16 protein-coding genes are annotated in these 17,918 nt (G+C 52.4%); 9 read left to right on the top strand and 7 right to left on the bottom strand.

Annotated elements, in window-relative coordinates:
* The first annotated feature begins 297 nt into the window (after positions 1-297).
* The 5 genes from G006_RS0101715 (at position 298) to G006_RS0101695 (ending at position 6,253) form a co-directional block, all read left to right on the top strand.
* Positions 298-1,260 carry a PQQ-dependent catabolism-associated beta-propeller protein gene (locus G006_RS0101715; protein WP_020481430.1) on the top strand — a complete coding sequence of 321 codons (963 nt, stop codon included), beginning with the start codon at positions 298-300 and terminating at the stop codon, positions 1,258-1,260.
* A complete protein-coding gene (locus tag G006_RS0101710) occupies positions 1,257-1,994 on the top strand; it encodes an ABC transporter ATP-binding protein (RefSeq protein ID WP_020481429.1) in 738 nt (245 codons plus the stop codon). Before G006_RS0101715 ends, G006_RS0101710 begins: the two co-directional genes overlap by 4 nt.
* On the top strand, positions 1,991-2,800 hold the full coding sequence (locus G006_RS0101705) for an ABC transporter permease (protein WP_020481428.1): 810 nt from the start codon (positions 1,991-1,993) through the stop codon (positions 2,798-2,800). The genes G006_RS0101710 and G006_RS0101705 overlap by 4 nt, the downstream gene beginning before the upstream one ends.
* Positions 2,801-3,431: 631 nt before the next feature.
* A complete protein-coding gene (locus G006_RS0101700; RefSeq protein ID WP_268743560.1) occupies positions 3,432-5,030 on the top strand; it encodes a peptide chain release factor 3 in 1,599 nt (532 codons plus the stop codon).
* Between the two features lie 275 nt (positions 5,031-5,305).
* Positions 5,306-6,253 carry a histone deacetylase family protein gene (locus tag G006_RS0101695; RefSeq protein WP_020481426.1) on the top strand — a complete coding sequence of 316 codons (948 nt, stop codon included), beginning with the start codon at positions 5,306-5,308 and terminating at the stop codon, positions 6,251-6,253.
* A gap of 35 nt (positions 6,254-6,288) precedes the next feature.
* Here G006_RS0101695 and G006_RS0101690 read toward each other — a convergent pair whose 3' ends face one another.
* The gene (locus G006_RS0101690) at positions 6,289-6,780 is read right to left on the bottom strand and encodes a cytochrome P460 family protein (protein ID WP_020481425.1); all 492 of its coding nucleotides are present in this window, start codon (positions 6,778-6,780) and stop codon (positions 6,289-6,291) included.
* 241 nt (positions 6,781-7,021) lie between these two features.
* On the opposite strand from G006_RS0101690, the gene G006_RS0101685 reads away from it, so the two are divergent.
* Positions 7,022-9,097, top strand: a complete 2,076-nt coding sequence (locus G006_RS0101685) for a carbon starvation CstA family protein (protein ID WP_020481424.1) — start codon at positions 7,022-7,024, stop codon at positions 9,095-9,097.
* Positions 9,098-9,279: 182 nt separating this feature from the next.
* On the opposite strand, the gene G006_RS26535 is transcribed toward G006_RS0101685, so the two are convergent.
* Together G006_RS26535 and G006_RS0101675 are read right to left on the bottom strand one after the other, a co-directional pair.
* Positions 9,280-9,660, bottom strand: a complete 381-nt coding sequence (locus G006_RS26535) for a transposase (protein ID WP_327036664.1) — start codon at positions 9,658-9,660, stop codon at positions 9,280-9,282.
* 229 nt (positions 9,661-9,889) lie between these two features.
* Positions 9,890-10,765 carry a LysR family transcriptional regulator gene (locus G006_RS0101675; RefSeq protein ID WP_020481423.1) on the bottom strand — a complete coding sequence of 292 codons (876 nt, stop codon included), beginning with the start codon at positions 10,763-10,765 and terminating at the stop codon, positions 9,890-9,892.
* A 118-nt stretch (positions 10,766-10,883) separates the two neighbouring features.
* Here G006_RS0101675 and G006_RS0101670 point away from each other — a divergent pair, with 118 nt between their 5' ends.
* The 3 genes from G006_RS0101670 to G006_RS0101660 are packed head-to-tail and all read left to right on the top strand — an operon-like array spanning position 10,884 to position 12,761.
* Positions 10,884-11,210, top strand: a complete 327-nt coding sequence (locus G006_RS0101670; RefSeq protein ID WP_020481422.1) for an EthD family reductase — start codon at positions 10,884-10,886, stop codon at positions 11,208-11,210.
* Positions 11,211-11,254: 44 nt separating this feature from the next.
* Positions 11,255-11,842 carry a hypothetical protein gene (locus G006_RS0101665; protein ID WP_020481421.1) on the top strand — a complete coding sequence of 196 codons (588 nt, stop codon included), beginning with the start codon at positions 11,255-11,257 and terminating at the stop codon, positions 11,840-11,842.
* Between the two features lie 34 nt (positions 11,843-11,876).
* A complete protein-coding gene (locus tag G006_RS0101660; RefSeq protein ID WP_020481420.1) occupies positions 11,877-12,761 on the top strand; it encodes an alpha/beta hydrolase family esterase in 885 nt (294 codons plus the stop codon).
* 301 nt (positions 12,762-13,062) lie between these two features.
* Here G006_RS0101660 and leuB read toward each other — a convergent pair whose 3' ends face one another.
* From leuB to G006_RS0101635, 4 genes are all read right to left on the bottom strand, one after another.
* Complete coding sequence (leuB, locus tag G006_RS0101650; protein ID WP_020481418.1) at positions 13,063-14,169, bottom strand: 3-isopropylmalate dehydrogenase; 1,107 nt, start codon at positions 14,167-14,169, stop codon at positions 13,063-13,065.
* A 498-nt stretch (positions 14,170-14,667) separates the two neighbouring features.
* On the bottom strand, positions 14,668-15,339 hold the full coding sequence (locus G006_RS0101645) for a C80 family cysteine peptidase (protein ID WP_020481417.1): 672 nt from the start codon (positions 15,337-15,339) through the stop codon (positions 14,668-14,670).
* A gap of 403 nt (positions 15,340-15,742) precedes the next feature.
* Positions 15,743-16,108, bottom strand: a complete 366-nt coding sequence (locus tag G006_RS0101640; RefSeq protein WP_020481416.1) for a hypothetical protein — start codon at positions 16,106-16,108, stop codon at positions 15,743-15,745.
* A 202-nt stretch (positions 16,109-16,310) separates the two neighbouring features.
* Positions 16,311-17,882 (bottom strand): sensor domain-containing diguanylate cyclase, encoded by a 1,572-nt coding sequence (locus G006_RS0101635; RefSeq protein ID WP_020481415.1) that lies wholly within the window; start codon positions 17,880-17,882, stop codon positions 16,311-16,313.
* Between the last annotated feature and the right edge of the window lie 36 nt (positions 17,883-17,918).

Raw genomic sequence — 17,918 nt, 5'->3', positions numbered from 1 at the left:
ACTTAGGCGTATTAACTGGGCCAATTCGTTTTAGCTGTCATTGCCATATAAGTGGGAGCGATGATATTCAATAGTCGGGTTCAATTAGGATAATTTCCCATTTGGCGAAAGGATGTAATCCCGCCGAGCTTCAGGTTAAACTTCCCAGCTCTAAGGGAGGATATTTGTTGTGAAATAGCGTGTTATGGGTTTTATAACCATTCATCTCCGCGGATTACATCGATTTGTTAGTAAAGCGCAAATCCTCGTTACCCAATAGATCAGTAAAATGACATCAGGCATACCAAGGAAAAATTTATGCACCCGATAAAAATGGCCGGAATGGCCGCCGTCTTATTGGCTTCGGCCGCGCAAGCCGAAACCGTATTCGTCACACTGGAAAAAGATAATGCGATTGCCGTGCTCGATCCCGTCGAAGGCAAGCTGGTCAAAACCGTTCCGGTCGGCCAGCGGCCACGCGGCATAGCGATAAGTAAGGACGGCAAGACCTTGTTCGTTGCCACCAGCGACGACAACACCATTCGCATAATCGACTCGGAAACGCTGAAGGAAATAGGCAAACTGCCGTCCGGCGAAGACCCTGAAACTTTCGCGTTAAGCCCGGACGGCAAATTCATGTACGTGTCCAATGAAGATGATGCGGAAGTGACGGTGATCGACATTGCGGCGAAAAAAGCCGTCGCTAAGGTCAAGGTAGGCGTCGAGCCGGAAGGCATTACCGTCAGCCCTGACAACAAATGGACGATTAGCGCTTCTGAAACTACCAACATGCTGCATTGGATCGATACCAATACTCGGCAAATTTCGGATAACACGCTGGTCGATCCGCGGCCGCGCGCTGTGACGTTTACCGACGACAGCCAGCAATTGTGGGCCACCTCGGAAATGGCCGGCACGCTGACCATCATTGATGCGGCGTCCAAACAGATCGTGCAGAACATCAAACTGGACGTACAAGGCGTCAGCAGCGATCAGATTCAGCCGGTGGGGATCGCGATTGATAAGGAGCGCCGTTACGGTTATGTGGCGATGGGACCGGCCAATCGCGTCGCGGTGATTAATGCCCAAACCTATAAAGTTGAAAAATTTTTGCTAGTTGGGCAGCGGGTTTGGAATCTGGCGTTTTCGCCGGATCAAAAACGTCTGTACACCACCAACGGCGTCAGCAACGATGTATCGATCATCGATTTGGAAAATCACAAAGTCATCAAGTCTGTGGCGGTGGGCCGTTATCCTTGGGGCGTGGCGGTTAAACCATGACCGAGATTGCGTTAGCGGTTGAAAACCTGAGTTTTGCCTACGGCGCGAAAAAAGCGCTGGATGCCGTGAGTTTTAATGTGCAATCCGGCGAATGCACGATTTTGCTGGGGCCTAACGGTGCCGGCAAAAGCACGCTGTTTTCCTTGATCACCCGGCTTTACGATGCCAGGGAAGGGCGCATCGAGCTTTGCGGTTTTGATCTAAAAAAACAAAGTCTGCAAGCCTTGGCGCGCTTGGGCGTAGTTTTTCAACAAACCACACTGGACCCGGACTTATCGGTGACCCAAAATCTGCGCTACCACGCGGCCTTGCATGGAATAGGCCGAAAAGCCGCCGACAAGCGCATACAGGAAGAGCTGGAGCGTTTGGCTATGTTCGAACGGCGCGGTGAAAAGGTCAGGCAATTGAACGGCGGCCACAAGCGCCGGGTGGAAATCGCAAGAGCTTTGCTGCACAAGCCCAGTTTGCTGTTGCTGGACGAGCCAACCGTGGGCTTGGACATGCCGAGCCGTCAGGCTATCGTTAGCCATGTGCATGACTTGGTTAGTCAGCAGAATCTAGCAGTGCTGTGGGCGACGCATTTGATCGACGAAATCGCCGCCGAGGACAGTTTGATCGTGCTGCATAAGGGCCAGGTCAAAGCCAGCGGCAAACTCTCGGAGATATTGCAGAGCACCGGTTGGGCCGATCCCGGCCAGGTATTCCAAAAACTGACTCAAGGATCGCAAGCATGAGGCTGTTACATTACTGGCGGGCAACGATCGGCATCGTTGGTCGCGAATTACTGCGTTTTTTACATCAGCGCGAACGCTTCGTTTCCGCCTTGGTGCGGCCCTTGGTATGGCTATTCGTATTTGCCGCTGGTTTCCGCGCCGCGTTGGGCATTGCGATTGCGCCGCCCTACGAAACTTATATTCTCTATGAGGTGTATATCACCCCTGGCCTGCTCGGCATGATTCTGCTGTTTAACGGCATGCAAAGCTCGCTGTCTATGGTTTACGACCGGGAAATGGGCAGCATGCGCATGTTGCTGGTTTGCCCGTTGCCGCGCTGGTTTTTGTTGTGCAGCAAACTGATCGCCGGTACGGCGGTGGGTGTGCTGCAATCCTACGCTTTCCTGGGCATCGCCTGGCTGTACGATATTCAAGCACCGTTGATCGGCTATGTCTGGATTCTGCCGGCGTTGGTGTTGGCTGGCATGATGCTGGGCGCCTTGGGTTTGTTGCTGTCGTCGTTCATCAAACAATTGGAGAACTTTGCCGGGGTGATGAACTTCGTGATTTTCCCGCTGTTCTTCATGTCTACGGCGCTGTACCCCCTATGGAAGATCAAGGAGTCTAGCGAGGTATTGTCAACCCTGGCGCAATACAACCCATTCTCGCAAGCAGTGGAATTGATTCGTTTTGCGTTGTACGAGCAATTTAACCAGCAAGCGCTGATCTTTACAGGCGCCGCATTTTTACTGTTTATGGGGGCGGCAATCATGGGCTATAACCCGAGTAAGGGCATGATGGTTAAAAAAGGTGGTGGAGGAGATTAGTAGCGAATTGCCGAATTTTCTTTAGATGGCCGCAATCCCCTAAAGTTAAGCCGTGCGTGTTGAGCACTGCTAAACCATGGGCTGTTTAAGCCTTCATCCTGCGACAGAGCAAGGCCCGCATCGCAAAAACCAAGCGATAATCTTTAACTCAGCCACATTAGTTGGCGGGGAATTGATCTTATTTTGCTTCGCGACATAACGTATTGCCTTATAGAAAAGAGTATCCGCAAGACCAAAGTCCTTGCCTCACATTAGAGGTGACCCGGACGTGAGAAAAAATGAGTTGCAATTGTTGCTCAGTGGCGGCATTAAGAGCAAACGGATTGGGTTTGGTATGCTGTTCGCGGGGAGTCTGCTTTGTCGATAGCGATTCCGGATGGTTTGCAAATAGGCGTGTCCTAGGTATTTTTCCATGGTGGTAACCCGCTTGATTTCGGCTACACACAATGTAAGGCAACGACCCGTTTTTAATGACCCCCTTGGGTTACTTTTAATGTGAGGCCATTCCGGGATTTGGACGACGTCATCCCCTGGGAAGAATCTACGATATAATTCCAAAATTTTCCGGCAACACATATCGCATTGCCGGAAATGTACTTTTAATTTTGTGTATATAGCTATGTACACAACTATGCAAATTCAAATAAAACAATCAATGGAATTCCCTGAATACAAGCGGCGCCGCACTTTTGCCATCATCTCCCACCCCGACGCCGGTAAAACCACCATCACTGAAAAATTGCTGCTGTTCGGCGGCGCCATTCAGTTAGCCGGCTCGGTCAAAGGTCGCAAAGCGGCCCGCCACGCCACCTCCGACTGGATGGAAATGGAAAAAGAGCGGGGGATTTCCGTCACCACTTCTGTCATGCAGTTTGAGCATAATGATTGCATCATCAATTTGCTGGACACCCCGGGCCATGAAGACTTTTCCGAAGATACTTACCGGACATTAACAGCCGTAGACTCGGCGTTGATGGTGATTGACGTGGCGAAAGGCGTAGAGGATAGGACCATCAAATTGATGGAAGTATGCCGGCTACGGGATACACCAATCCTGACCTTCATCAACAAACTGGACCGCGAAGGCCGCGAACCGATCGAACTGCTTGACGAAGTCGAAAGCGTGCTAAAAATTCAATGTACGCCAATGACTTGGCCGATAGGTATGGGCAAGCGCTTCAAAGGGGTTTATCAGCTGTATAAAGATGAGATATTGCTGTTCAGTCCGCACCACGGCGGTCGTATCGCCAAGGCCGAAATCATCAAAGGCTTGAACAATCCCAAGCTCGACGAACTGCTAGGCTATCAGGCGGAAGAATTGCGCGACGAGATTGAACTGGTAAAAGGTGCCAGCCACGAATTCGATCATGCTAAATATTTGGCGGGTCAACAAACGCCGGTGTTTTTCGGTTCGGCGATCAATAACTTCGGCATCATCGAATTGCTGGACGCCTTTGCGGAATACGCGCCAGGTCCTAGATCACGCCAAGCCGAGCAACGCGAAGTGATGCCCGATGAAGAAAAATTCACCGGCTTTGTGTTTAAAATCCAAGCCAATATGGATCCGGCTCACCGCGACCGCGTGGCTTTTTTAAGAATCTGTTCCGGCAAATTCGATAAAGGTATGAAGGTCAATCATGTGAGGATTGGCAAAAACATCCAGGTCGCCAACGCCATTACCTTTCAGGCGGATAGCCGTAAAAACGTCGAGGAAGCATATGCCGGCGACATCATAGGCTTGCATAACCACGGCACCATTCAAGTCGGCGACACCTTTACCCAAGGCGAAGTCTTGAAATTCGGCGGCATCCCTTACTTCGCGCCGGAATTGTTTCGCCGTGTGGTGTTAAAAGACCCGCTCCGTGCCAAAGCGCTGCAAAAAGGTTTGATTCAATTGACCGAAGAAGGCGCTACCCAGCTGTTCCGCCCGCTGAAAAACAACGATTTAATCCTTGGTGCGGTGGGTATTTTGCAGTTTGATGTCACCGCCCATCGTCTAAAAAACGAATACAACGTGGAATGTGCTTACGATGTTTCGCCGATCAATACCGTGCGTTGGGTCAGCGCGAAAAATCCGGCCAAACTGGAAGAGTTTAAGAACAAGGCCTTTGAAAATCTTGCCGAAGATGGCGGCGGCTATTTGGTTTATCTGGCCAGCAGTCGGGTGAATTTGCAATTGACCGAAGAGCGTTGGCCCGACATTCATTTTAGTCAGACTAGAGAGCTTTGAAAGCTCATTCAAAGCCAATCTTTTAAGTCGAAATCATGCGGAATCGCTTGAGGCCAAGCGATTCCTGCAAAGCTCTTCCACGGCCGACACCATCACCCGCAGCGGTTGATTGTCCACGAAAGACCCCTTGCCGCTATACCCCAGCACAACAACTCAGCTCAATAAAAATTTGCTAACCAATTAATATTTATAGATATATTTGCGCAAGGGATATACACTGCCGAAGCCAATCCGATAAAGATACGACTTTAAGCAACATCCGCAGGAGTAAGCTTATGCGCACACTTTACTATAGTCACCCGGATTTTTTGGGCCACGACACCGGCGTAGCCCATCCAGAGAGCATCGACCGGCTCCATGTGATCGAACAAGCGTTGTCGGCACCCCAATTTGCACAATTGCAAAGAATCGCACCCGATATTCCCACCGATATCCAAGATAAGATTGGCTTGATACACAGCAAAGCCATGATAGCGAAAGTGCTATCAACTATCCCTGAACAAGGCTACGCCAATTTTGACGCGGATACCGTGGTATCGCCCGGCTCCAAACCAGCGGCTCTGCGCGCGGTGGCCGCAGTGTGCGATGCCGTCGATAGAATTTGCACCGGTCAAAACGCCAGGGCCTTTTGCGCTACCCGCCCTCCCGGCCACCATGCCATGCCGGATTATGCGATGGGGTTTTGCCTGTTCAACAATATCGCCATCGCCGCCGAATATGCCCGCAGCCGCTACGGCCTGACCAGGATAGCCATCGTGGATTTTGACGTGCACCACGGCAACGGCACCCAAGCGGCTTTTTGCGAACAGCCGCAAGTGCTCTATGCGTCCAGCCATCAATGGCCGCATTACCCCGGCACCGGCCATCCCTCGGAATGCGGTGTCGGGAACATTATCAATGTTCCCCTACCCACCGGCAGCGGCGGCGAGGTTTTTCGGGATAAATATCGCCAGTCCATTTTGCCGGCACTGAAAACATTCAACCCCGAACTGATTTTGGTTTCCGCCGGTTTCGACGCCCACAGAGACGACCCTTTAGCATCACTTGGCCTAGTGGAAGACGACTATCGCTGGATTACCGACGAATTGCTTTGCATCGCCGATGCCTGCTGCCAGGGGCGAATCATTTCAGCATTGGAAGGCGGATACAATTTAAGCGCGTTGGCTAACAGTGTTGCCGCCCATGTCGGCAGTTTGATGGGCAACCCAATCAGAGGCGAATGACCCCGCCTCTTGTCTCAAAAAAAAAAAAAACGCGTTTATTGGAGATTAGGCAGGGTATAAACGTAGTCGCTGTCTTTCATGGGCAAATGGCAAGCGAAACACGGCGCTGATTTTTCTTGATCCAGCATTTTTAAGCTTTTGCCTTCCCAAATGCCGAAACCCCAACCGCCGGTATCAGCGTATTTCTTGCTGTCTTTCACCATCGCTTCCGCAGCGGTGAATTCGCCTGGCACAGTCGCTTGTTCCCAATTCGGATGCTTTCTTTCGCCCCACTTAATTTTGGCGATGATGCTGCCGTCCGGCCATGGTTTGACTTTACCTGCACGTGCGGCGGCGATAGCTACATGGTTACCGACAATGGCGCGCATGCTGTTTTTGTCGTGGCGCAAAGATACACCCAACAAACGCCAGTCTCGGTATTCGCCATGTTCGGGTTTAGCAGGCGGTTGGGCTTCCGCGAAAGCCAAGCCAAACGGCATTAAAGCCAAAGCAGCCAAACATAAACCGCTGAAAATCGTTCTGTTCATCTTCTCGTCCTCCTTTATCTGTAATGGATAGCAAGTCTTAATTATACGCCGGCAAGTCAGCGGCTAAGGCCTATTCAATCCAATTGAACAAAACCAGCCAATGGCGGTGGCGAATTGACGGTAAAACTGTTCAAAACAGTAGGTTTCCGAGCTAATCCGCCAACAGCAATTGACGCTGACATGCTACCATTTTGCGAACTCTATCACGCAGTACACCGATTACAATCCAAAGGAACTCGCCATGTCTGGCCCCAACAAACAAGTACCGTCCATTTTTTTCTGGGCTTGCGTCGCCCTGACCGGCGCCTTCGCCGTCGGCGGCATTGCTTTGCAGCGCGGCGAATCCATTAATAGCATGTGGCTGATCGTCGCGGCGATTTGTATTTACGCGCTGGGTTATCGTTTCTATAGCGCATTTGTCGCGACTAAAGTTTTGGTATTGGACCCAAGCCGCGCCACCCCCGCAGAGCGTTTCGACGACGGCCGCGACTTTATGCCTACCCATAAATGGGTGGTGTTCGGGCACCATTTTGCAGCAATCGCGGGTCCCGGCCCCTTAATCGGGCCGACCTTGGCCGCCCAATTCGGCTATCTGCCAGGCACCCTTTGGATACTGGTGGGAGCAGTGCTTGGCGGCTGTGTACAGGATTTTGTCACGCTATTTTTCTCGATCCGCCGGGATGGCCGTTCACTAGGGCAAATGGCGAAAGACGAGTTGGGCGCTATTGGCGGCACCGCAGCCATGATAGGCGTGATGATGATTATGGTGATCCTGATCGCGGTACTGGGGTTGGTGGTCGTGAATGCCATGAAACACAGCCCTTGGGCCACTTCCACAGTAGCGGCTACCATTCCGATAGCCGTACTGATGGGCTGTTACTTACACCATTTAAGACCGGGCCGGGTGTTGGAGGCCACTTTAATCGGGGTCTCGTTGTTGATATTTGCGGTCCTCGGCGGCGGCTGGATCGATGATAGTCCGACAATACGCAGCTGGTTTGATTACGACGCCCCGCAATTGGCGGTTATGGTCATTTTGTACGGCTTCGCGGCGGCGGTATTGCCGGTCTGGCTTTTACTTGCGCCGCGCGACTATTTGTCCACCTTTATGAAACTGGGCACCATCGCCGCGTTAGCAGTTGCTATCGTCGTGTTACGCCCGGAATTGAAAATGCCGGCGCTCACCCAATTCATCGACGGCACGGGGCCGATATTCGGCGGCAAACTGTTTCCGTTTGTGTTTATCACCATCGCCTGCGGAGCCATTTCCGGCTTTCATGCGCTGATCTCCTCCGGGACTACGCCCAAATTGCTGGCTAACGAGCAAGACGCCCGCTTCATTGGCTACGGGGCGATGATGATGGAATCCTTCGTCGCCATCATGGCGATGATTGCCGCATCGGTGTTGGAGCCTGGCGTGTATTTTGCGATCAATAGCCCGGCTGGCATTGTCGGTAAAGAAGCGGTGGATGCCGTCGCCAAGATCAGCAGCTGGGGCTTTCCGGTGAGCGTCGAGCAGATGCAGACCCTGGCCAAAACCATGGGCGAATCCACGCTGTTCGCCCGTACCGGCGGCGCGCCGTCGCTGGCGGTAGGTATGGCCAGCTTATTCGCGCAGGTGTTCGGCGAGCACCTGCTGGCAGCCTGGTATCACTTCGCGATCATGTTCGAGGCTTTATTCATTTTGACCACTCTGGACGCAGGCACTCGTGTCGCCCGCTTCATGCTGCAAGACATTCTGGGTAATGTGGGTCTGGCGAAAACCAACAGCTACCCCAGCATCTTGTTGACCAGTGGATTGGTAGTCGGCGCTTGGGGCTATTTTCTGTACATGGGCACCATCGACCCCTTGGGCGGTATCAACAGTCTGTGGCCTTTATTCGGTATTGCCAACCAAATGCTGGCGGCAATTGCCTTATGCGTAGCCACCACAATCTTGGTGAAGTCGGACAAATTGAAATATGTGTGGGTGACGGCAACCCCCTTAGCCTGGTTGATTATCGTCACCAGCACCGCCGCTTGGGAAAAATTGTTTGCCGCCGATTTGCGGGTGGGATTTTTATCGCATGCCGCGGATTTATCCGCCCGACTCGCCAACGGCGCTCTCCCAGCCGAGCAAGTGAAAAACGCGCCCCATTTGATCTTCAATGACTATTTGAATGCCGGCTTAACCAGCTTATTCATGCTGATCACCTGGCTATTACTGGCAGACACCCTGCGCGTGATCTATTGCGTCATCGCGGGCAAAAACCACCCGCAATCCAGCGAATCTCCGCATATACCAAGCCGGCTGGTTGAAGCGTGGGTAAGGGATTAAAGCTTACGTTTACCGATTTGGCCGCGGGCACGATTTTACTGACATGATTCCTTGCTTTGGAATTAGTTAAAATGAGTGCCGCCACGGACGCTCCAGCGTCCGTCACCAAACGTCGATCACCATCAACCCCATCAAGCCCTCATAGTTAGCGGCGCTAGAATAGCGCCAATGCTGCGGCAAATTCACGTAACCGCGTTTAACCGGATTGACGTGGATATAAGCCAGCTTTCCCGCATTATCGCTTCGTTCAAAATCAATTCGGCATGCACGCCTTCTTGCCAGAACTGATATTCGCGATCTTGTTTATGCGCCGCTTTGGCAAAGCACCGCCGTTGGAGCAGGAGCTCCGCTTTTTGTTGCTGCAAATGATTGATGATCCTGCGGGCGGTATAGGCTTTGAAGCTGGCCACGTATTTGTCCAGCTCCGGGGCCTGGGCGATGAAGTGCGGATGATTTTCCAAGATCACGTAGCCGTAAAGTTTCAAACCGATGCGTTGGCGTTGATATTGCCAACTGTCCAGGACGACTGGCCCGGTTCCGGGCGCGTGAAAACGGCCAGCCATTCCACTACCGTGCAGGTGATGACATGCGCTTTGTTGGCTTCGGTGATGACCTAGCGGCTTCTGCCCATGTTTGCCTTGTTCAGCAGGACGCCGGAGCGTCAGAGGCTGCGTTCCTACGCCAGAGCCTGGGAACGATGATTAATTCGGGTTCGCCCGGCTAAGCGGCGGCGGTTTGTGCGCAAATTGACACAATTGTTTAGCCAAGACGCGGATAAGCTAATCGCCCTCGTCAAAAACCAACTTTAAACTTTTCCAGCAACTGGTTTACTTCCGGATTTGTAGCCGCCGAGTCCTGGTAAACCGCACAAATCGTGCGCCGAATTTCCGGATCGGATAAATATCGGGTTTTGAGCTTATCGCCCCGGTTCGGTACACTGAATTCCGGCATCAACGCCAAGCCTATCCCGGCCCGCACCATGCTCAATATCCATTCCTCGCTGTTGCTTCTATAAGCCGCATAAAGATTGATCTGCCGGCCTAGGCAAACGCCGCGCAAGGTTTCGCGTAATTCGCAGTTTAGCCGGTCCAGATAAGGCTCGGATTGGATGGTCGCCAAATCGATGACCGATAATTGATTGAAGCGATGCTTGTCGTTAAAAACCACGACATAACGCTCTTCGTAAAGCTTTAAGGACTGTAAATGCGCCGGTAGCGGCGAGGTCGGCGCACTGACCATCAAATCCAGCCGCCCCTCGTCCAATTGTTGCAACAGATTACACTCGTTATCCACCACCAGTTCCAATTCCACATGCGGCCGTTCTTGCTGGAAGTCGGCGAAGAACGGGCTGAGATGTTGCGCGGCAATAGTAGCCATCACGCCTATGCGCAGCGGCACGGTGTTCAAGCGGCTGAAGCGGACAGCCTCGGCCTTGATGGTTTGCGCCTCGCGAAAGATCTGCCTCAGGCTCGGCTCCACCAAACGCCCCAGTGATGTCAAACGACAGCCGCTACGTTCGCGGCTGAATAACTCCCCGCCCAGTTCGTCTTCCAACTTTTTGATTGCTTGCGTCAACGACGGCTGCGCGACGTAAGTCGATTGCGCGGCGCGGGTAAACGAGCCCTTATCGCAAACTGCCAGGAAGTAGCGTATTTGTTGCATTTCCATGTTTAGCTCATCACTTGAATAGGCAAAGCCTATTATTCCATAGAAAACCGGTATTTTACTAATCAACAAAATAGGAGTCTCATAGCATCTCCCCTTTACAAAAACATTCGAGAAACCTATGAAATCAGCAAAATTAATTGTGATGTATCCAGTACCGACCGATCTGGAAACCTTCGAACGCCGCTATGCCGACGAACACGTGCCGATGGCCGTTGAAAAACTGGCCGGCAAAACCCGTTTCGTCGCCTCCCTGATTAAATCCAATGCCGACCAAAGCGCCGCGCAGTTTCATCGTATCGCGGAAGTGTACTTCCCTACACTGAGCGACTTGCAAGCCTGCCTAAGTTCGCCTGGCGGCCAGGAAACGGCTGCACATGCGGTCGAGATTTCCAGCGGCGGCGCGCCGACATTTCTGTTTTCCGAAGTGGAAACCTTCGATTTCTAATTGCGTTGACCAGCTTAAGTTAAACGCGTTGCAGGAGGAACCCGATGAACACCGCACATAACAGTTATAAAAGTCAGGGAACAAGGTTGGCCTTGACCTTGGCGCTGGCCTGCCTGCTGTTGGGCAATGCCCACGCTCATCGCGGCGCGGCCGAAGAGGTCGATAACTGCAATGCGCGAGTGGGCTTTGAACGCGTGCATTTTACGGCGTATACCCCGACATTGTCGGGCAACCGGGAATACTGCAACATCATTCCCGGCGTCGGCCCCACCAAGCTAGTGTTCGATTACGAGGGCAAAAGCCTGCGCCATGTCAGCGTCGAATTCGAGATCACCAAAGAGCCGTATGGTACGCGGGTGTTTTATCAGGAACCACAAAAAGTCAAAACCGGCACGGCGAACGTCTCGGTGGACTTTAGCCGTTATGGCGCCGGCAATTACCTGGCGCATATTGCTATCGTTGATAAGGATAAGCGCCTGGATACCCATATTCCGTTCTCAGTCGGGCTGGAGTTGGTACCGGGTAAAAACTACACGCCGCTGCTGATAACGATAGCCAGCCTGTCTTTGCTGGCTTACGGCTTATTCCGGGCTGCGTTAAAGCTAACACCCAAGCAAAATCCGGAAGCCTAAACCAAGCGTCGAACCCATCAAGGGAGCCATCAAAATGAACATTGCGCAGTTAAAGTCCTATCTTTTTGAAAGCAATCGTTGGCAAAAAGTCTTGTTCGGATTGCCGGTAATAGCGCTGGTCGGCATGCTCTGGCTGGATCATAGCGGCGTTCCGGTGGAACTCGGGCAAACCGTTTACCGACCGGATATGCTGCATGGCGCTTGCCTGCCGGACCTATTGAGTGGCGATGCCGGAGAAACGTACGGGGAAGAAACCGAAAACGGCATAAATTACAACGTCCGCACCCCTAAGAATTATGATGCATCGATTGCCCATCCTTTATTACTGGTATTTTCACCGGCGGGCGCGAATCGCGCCAAGACGGAGAAGATGACTGGATTCACTTTACCCGCTACCCGCTCCGGCTTTATCGTTGCTTATGCCGATCATCCCGAGCTTTCGCCAAGCACGACCGTGGAACTGGGTACGATCCCCCATGCGATGGCCAAAAAATGGTGTATCGATGAAAAACAGGTCTATGTAACCGGCCATTCCGATGGCGGCACCTCGGCAATGGCTTTAGCCTTTATGACCGGCACCCGGCACGTTCCTACAGCAATTGCCCCCAGTGCCGCCGGCGTAACATATGAGGACTTACGCGACCGCAAATGCCCGGAACCCTTGCCGGTGATGATCATGCACAGCAGCAAGGACCGGCTGTTTCCGGGTTACGGGCAGCAAACGGCCGGCTGGTGGGCGGCCTGTAACAAATGCGAGCCGATTCCCGATACGATAGGCAACGGTTGCGTGGCCTATTCCGGTTGCGCCAATGGCGTAAAAACCGTGTATTGCGAAGGCGACAAACCGCATGCGCAATGGCCGGAACAGCGTAGCGATGCCATCATCGATTTTTTCTTGCATCACCACGCCAGTATGTAACCGGCGGCTGCGGGACAATGAACACTGCAAGCCTAAGCGTCAGCCGTTAAGCAAGGTAGCGACGACTTCCAAAAGCAGTGTGCTGAATGCCGCCAAGTCGGCGTATCGGCTGGCGTTTCCCTCCCACAAGCGCATTATCCACGTCGCCCTAATCGACAGTCATGAAGAGCCGGAATCGTTTCGCGTGCTTTTAAAAAACGCACATAAGGCTGTCAGGGCCATAAAGACCTTAACGGGCATAATACCGGACGGACCGCACTATGCCCGTTATCGTGTTCAGGTCTAAAAGCCAAAAGCCCGCTTAGACCTTAGGCATAGTGCGCAGCTTTTCAACCACTTTGTCGCCAAACTCAACCGTGCTGATCATGGTCACGCCGCTACCGGGTTTGGATAAGTCGGCGGTAGAGTAGCCGTCGGCAAATACGCCTTGCATCGCCGCCCAGACGTTTTTCGCTTCCGCTTCCATGTCGAAACTGTTTTCCAGCATCATCGCCACCGAACCTATCATCGAGTAAGGATTAGCGATGTTTTTGCCGGCGATGTCCGGCGCCGAACCGTGCGAAGGTTCGTAATAGGCTTTATCCGGACCGATACAGGCCGAGGGCATCAAACCCAAGGAGCCCAAGATACCGCCGCCTTGGTCGCTGAGAATATCGCCGAACATGTTTTCCATCACCATCACATCGAACTGGGTCGGTTTCAGGCATAGCGCGGTGGCGGCGGCATCGACCAGCATATTCACGACTTGCACGTCCGGATAATCTTTCGCGACTTCTTCCATCACCTCATTCCACAACACACTGGATTTCAGCACGTTGCTTTTATGGATGTTGTGCAGCAATTTCCGGCGCTTACGGGCCAATTTGAACGCTTGCTGCATGATTTGCTGAATTTGCGACTCGTCGTATTCCAGGGTTTCGCGGACGTAACGCAAACCGGCATCGTTGACGCCCATTTCTTTCTCGCCGAAATACAAACCGCCGACCAATTCGCGGACGATCACCAAATCGATACCTTCGCCGATGATTTCCGCTTTTAACGGCGAGAAATGCGCCAGCGATTTAGGCAAGGACACCGGACGGAAGTTGGCGTAGGTGTTGTAACGGCGGCGCAGAGGCAGCAACGCGCCGCGTTCGGGCTGCTCGTCGATGGGAATGCGCTTGGAGTCTTCGTGGCTCAAGCCAATTGGACCTTTCAAGATCGCGTCGGCCTCGTCGCAAATGGCTTTGGTTTGATGCGGAAACGCCGAACCGGATTCGAAATACGCGCAGGCGCCGAAGGCAGCCGGCAACAATTCGAAGCTTACGTCGTTACGTTCTTCAATCACTTTCAGAACCTTAACGGCTTCCGCAGTAATCTCAGGGCCGATGCCGTCGCCGGCCAATATTGCGATTTTGTAATTTTTCATGGGTTGGTGAGTGCTAAGTGGTTAAAGCGATAAATCGGGAATGTTTGATCGATAAATAAACTGCGGATTTTATCAGATTGGTGGCAAGCCTTCCCCCGAAAAACCGCTGCCCCGGCAAACCTAGGCAAAACCTGAATGGAAGGGGCTTTATAGAAGTATTAGCTGATTTACCGGGCGGCCAAATCGGCTTGAGTAAGCCGCCCATGCCGGGAAACCGAGCAATTATCTCCAACGTTCGAACTCAGAGCTGCAAGGTTTTAGAAATTTTCCGGAACGGCCGAGCTCCGGACTCGAACGATGAAGAACATTTCTGCACCGCTCTAACGCCCAGCTCGAATGACCGAGAAAAAAGCTCGGCCGATGGAGAAAATTTGTTCAACGGCCGAGTAGAAAAGTAACGCGGTGGCAAATGGATAGTCGGCAGCCGGCTACTTTACCGTAGCGAACGCATTCGTCTTTATAGTTCCCACGCCCTGGCGTGGGAACTATGAAAATTTGTCAGGCATAATCTACCCAGTTACGTTCTTGCCGGCCGTTTTTCCACTCGAATTTCATTTTCGATTCGGGGCGGTGGTTCACATGTTTGTCGTCGCCGGCGGCTATTCCTTCGTCGGGTTCCGCGTCGAAGGTATCGCGGGTCGATTTTTCGCCTAGCTTGCCGCCGTATTTTTTCGCAAAACCTTCGTCAGTGACGAACACGTTATGAATGCGGGCGTAGACGGTCGTATCGATGCCGTGGTCGTGGAGACGGGCGTGAAATTGACCGGCAAAGCTTTGGTCGCCCTTGCTTAGCAGGTTGGATTTAAAGTAGGCCCCACGCGCGCCCTTGCAAGACGTGATGCTGATGACTTTAACCCTGGGCATTCCCAGTCGGTGTAGGGTATCCGCCATGTCCTCGCCTTTGATACCGCCGGAGGTCGCTTCAATCCAGTCACCGTGGCCTCGAATATAGACCCGCGACTTGTCGGTCAATTTCACCAATTGTTCGCGCAGTTGAAACTCTAAAATCTTGAATTTGGTACCTGAGGCATGCGCTGGGTAGGTGATTACCGTTGAACTGATTCCGTTCTGGGTGGCGCGTTTGTTCAGCGCTTCCGAACCGGATTTGATGCTTTCGTCGCCGGAACTGGTGAGTACTTGAATAATAAGTTGTCGATCGTAATTCGGCATGATGGGCTCCTGATTGATTTGTCGAGTTGAACGCCAGTCGCTCATATTGAGCAGCTGGCGATGTCCAACTGACGACGCAAGCTTCGGGCCATGGTCTCGGATGGCGGCAAGTCTTTGAAATTTTTCGGATAATTCTTGGGGGACGGAAGGGTTTTCAAGAAAGTCCTGTCGATATTTCGTGCGACTTACGGATTATCGTAAATGGGCAAAAACCAATTCAGGTGCCGGTTAACGATCAGTGTCGGCTTTGGCGAGCTCGTAGCGTGCGGTGAGGTAACGATCCGCACGGAACGCGTTTAAGTCAATTCGTGCTCTGCAATGTTTGATAAGCCGCGCCAATCTGTACTTGCCTCATACTAATGCAGTCGACTATTGATCGACGGAAACCAACCCATCGCCAGCACTATTTGTCATCATCAGGCATTTCAGGAGCCTTCCAAGAACCTCGTTTATGTGCATCCATAACTGTTTGCCAACCATCCTTTACTTCCTTTTCGGTGATGCCGAAATGCTGAAGAATTCCATCAAGCCCGGACGGCAGGTCAAGCCCTGGTTTAGCGCTACCATTTGGTGCATCTACACCCTTCTTTGGAGAAGATGACATTAGCACACTACCATTGATGGGCTTGATGGCTCCCTTGACGCAACGGGCCTGATCGTCGGTGTAAAGAGTTTTTCCTTCCACTACGCACTTCATAGGTTCCGCCAACGCCTGAGAATCCGGAAAAAACACGGACATGCTAAAGCCGATCAGGAATAGGATTTTCATGGCTTCGCTCCATCAATACATAAGAATGACATTCACTGCCTGAACCTGGATTATTTTGGATAAACTGGGCTTGAGATGTTGTTGATACATAATTCTAATTACCACGATACGATGCGCCAAATTAGAGCAATCATTCATCGTTCCCACGCTCCGCGTGGGAACGATGAATAGTATCTTGCGTTTGGTGTCATTGCCGTTGGCGTCAGCAATTTTGCTCCCGCATGTCGGGTCGGTAGATACGCACGCAATTCCTGCCTTCGCTTTTTGCGTAATACATCGCCGTGTCCGCGCGATTGATCAATTGCTGTATTTCATCGGCATGATCCGGATAAACGGCTAGGCCGATGCTAGCGGAAATGCCGAGCGTCAAGCCTTCGATCTCGAATGGCTGACTTAACTCGTACCGGACCTTTTCCGCGATTTCCAGGGCATTTTTCTCGGTTTTGATGGCCGGCAACAGCACGACAAATTCGTCGCCGCCGATTCTGGCCGGGGAATCCGATTTGCGCAGACAGCGGCCAATGCGTTCGGCGACGGCCTTTAATAGCAGGTCGCCAATGCCATGTCCGTAGCCGTCGTTCACCGGTTTGAATTTATCCAGATCGACAAACATCAGGGCTAGCGCGCTTCGTTCGCGTTCGGCGGTGGCGATGGCTTGTTGCAGGCGATCCCGGAACAGCGAGCGGTTCGGTAAACCGGTCAGCGTGTCGTGATAGGCTAAATGTTGAACCCGGTCTTCCGAAATCTTACGGTCGGTAATATCGTAGAACCAAACCAGAAGCGCCGATTTATTTTGATATTCCACCGGAAAATAGGATGTCAATGTCCACTTAATCCAGTGAGGTTCGCCTGGGCTACGCAACTCGACCAGTTGGTTGGTGACGTGTTCGCCCTTACTCAGCCTGTCCATCACCTCGGCATATTCTTCCGGACGGGCATAAAAATCGGTGGTAAAGGCACCGATGGCCCGATCCGGCGTGGTATCGATCAGCGAGGCGTAGCTTAAGTTGGCAAAAATCACCCGGCCGTCGACGGCATCCTCGATGCAGGTCGCGATTGGGCTGCTCTCCAGCATATGGCGCAATCGGAATTCGTTTTCGGTAGCCCTTAATCGCAATCGTACATTTTCCTCCAGGTGCAGACGCGTTTGTCTGGAACTAGCCAATAGGAACAGCAAAAACAGGGTTTCCATCGCGCTCATGCCATAGGAGAGCGTATCGTCCTGTAAGGCCAGAAAAACAATTTGCGGCAGCAGAACCGTCAATAAAAAGCCGACTACGGAGAGGCGGTCGATCGCCAGGGTCGAGGCGGCGCCGGCGCACAGGCCGCCCAACGCAAAGGATACGTAGACCTTATGACCGATATCGCCCAACGGCGCAAGCACGATGCCGCCGATGCCCCAAACGACCCCGCCGGCAATCGTCCCGATGCGGAACCATCGGAGCCAGTCGTCCAGATCGTCGATTTCGCCGCTGGAATAAGCGTGTTTTCGCCAAAAAACAAACAGTATGCCTCTTGCCATTAAAACCAAGCTCAATATGCCGAACCAGGCGAGCAAGCGATGGGAATTGCTTGCCGGCGTTAAAACGAACATCAGGATGCAAGCAAGCAATCCGCTAATGCCGATGGAAAAAGGCAGATTGGAATAAAGTAGATGGACTCGTGCGACTTGCTCGGCGGTTGGCGATGGTTGCCGGAGGCCTGGCGGCTCGGATATGAACCGGGGTTGTTCATTCGAGCCGTGCATCTTGCCGTTTTGATTTTGTTTTTCCACGATAAGCGTATTTTCGGAACCCAGCGGCGAATTTTA

Source organism: Methylomonas sp. MK1 (assembly GCF_000365425.1).
Lineage (GTDB): Bacteria > Pseudomonadota > Gammaproteobacteria > Methylococcales > Methylomonadaceae > Methylomonas.
Note: the sequence above shows the minus strand (reverse complement) of the source record. Positions and strands in the feature narration are given on the sequence as shown.